The organism is Arthrobacter sp. JCM 19049, assembly GCF_001310435.1.
The window spans coordinates 1-1,074 of the sequence record NZ_BAXF01000636.1 but is presented as its reverse complement, the minus strand read 5'-3'; the positions used below and the strand labels follow the sequence as shown (position 1 = coordinate 1,074).

Below are 1,074 nucleotides of genomic sequence, written 5' to 3'. Positions count from 1 at the left end.
GAACCGGCATCCCCTGCGGCCAGGGCCTGGCCCTGCTCGCCGATGTCCGGCTCCCAGGCGCCGGTGTTCTTCGCCTCCCCGCTGACCTCAACGGCCAGCGAATAGTTCAGCGGATTCAGTCCGCGCGGGTCATTAGCGGTGCCGGCCACCGCGATGTAGTAGTCGCCGGGCACCCGCAGGCCGAACCTTCCCCCGTAGCTGTCCACCAGGTCGCGGGAGACCTCGCTGAGCGTGCTGCGGGTGACCGAGCGCCCACATCCTCCGGGAGAGCTTGTCCCAGCTCGTGCCGGCCACGTCCGGAGCCAGCAGCGGGGAATAGGTGCCGGTGGCCAGCCCGGAGGCGCTGGCGTTCTCGGAGGGCTGCACGCTCAACCGGTAGCTCAGCCGCTGACCCTCCGAAAGGTGCACCTTGTAGTACTTGACCTCGTAGGGCAGCACCGAATCGGCGGAGATCGTGCCGGCGGAAAGCTCGGTGGCGGTGGCGAAACCGCTGCCGCCGGACACCGGGCTCGGCTCCCCGCTCAGGCTAACCGAGACCGGGGGCTGCTGTTCGGGCATCACCCCGGACAGCGAGGTCGGATCCACCGCCGGTTCGACGCTGACCCGCAGCTCCACCGGCACCTCGTCCTGCGCCTGCCACTGCCCGGTGCGCTGCAGCTTCAGGTACACCGTGTCATCCTCGTTGGAGAAGCAGGTGGAGTAGGTGTCCTTCGCCGTGGTCTGCAGGTGCAGGACCGGCAGCGGGGTGGAATTGCTGCGGGAGATCGAAGCGTTCGAGTTGCCGGCGCAGGCGCGCCCCTGCGAATCAAGCAGCTCGGCGCGCAAGCGCATCGATTCGCGGCTGGTGGGTTCGCCCATCATGTCCACGATCGGCTGGCCGCTGACCGTCAGGCGCTCGCCGTCCTGGATGTCGGGCAGCTTGTAGTAGCGGGCCTGCTCCTCACCGGTGACCGGCAGGCGATCCTGCTGGGCGCCCGCCTCCAGCCGGGGCGCCGAATCCATGGAATCCGAGCCGGTGATGTCGGCGCCCACCGCTGGTGCGCCAGGATCTTGCTCTCCGGGCTCTGCTCGGCC

At 69.3% G+C, this 1,074-nt stretch carries 1 protein-coding gene; it reads right to left on the bottom strand.

Annotated elements, in window-relative coordinates; all coding sequences use genetic code 11:
- Positions 1–132 precede the first annotated feature (132 nt).
- A partial coding sequence (locus JCM19049_RS15135; protein WP_279403339.1) for a hypothetical protein occupies positions 133–1,074 on the bottom strand: 942 nt, incomplete at its 5' end.